Source organism: Pseudoalteromonas sp. S3178, assembly GCF_005886985.1.
Classification (GTDB): Bacteria; Pseudomonadota; Gammaproteobacteria; order Enterobacterales; family Alteromonadaceae; genus Pseudoalteromonas; species Pseudoalteromonas carrageenovora.
Genome location: NZ_PNCW01000490.1, coordinates 1 through 360 on the forward strand (window position 1 = coordinate 1; position 360 = coordinate 360).

At 43.6% G+C, this 360-nt stretch carries 1 protein-coding gene; it reads left to right on the plus strand.

The annotated features are described in order from the left end of the window. The coding region (locus tag CWC11_RS21875; protein ID WP_249330807.1) for a M3 family metallopeptidase at positions 1–360 on the plus strand (360 nt) is incomplete at both ends.

Genomic DNA, 360 nt, shown 5'->3' on the forward strand with positions numbered 1-360 from the left:
CTGCGCTATTTACCCATAATGAAGTAACCACTTTATTCCATGAGTTTGGTCACGGTATTCATCACATGCTAACGCAAGTGGATGCAGCGCCAGTTGCTGGTATTAATGGTGTGGCATGGGATGCGGTTGAGCTGCCAAGTCAGTTTTTAGAGAACTGGTGCTATGAAGAAGAAGCGCTGAACTTCATTTCAGGGCACTATGAGACGGGTGAGCCGTTACCAAAAGAAATGTTAGACAAATTACTGGCAGCAAAGAACTTCCAATCAGCCATGCAAATGCTACGTCAGTTGGAGTTTTCGTTGTTTGATTTTCATATTCACGCAGACTTTGAGCCAAATACGGATTGCCAAATTCAAGCAA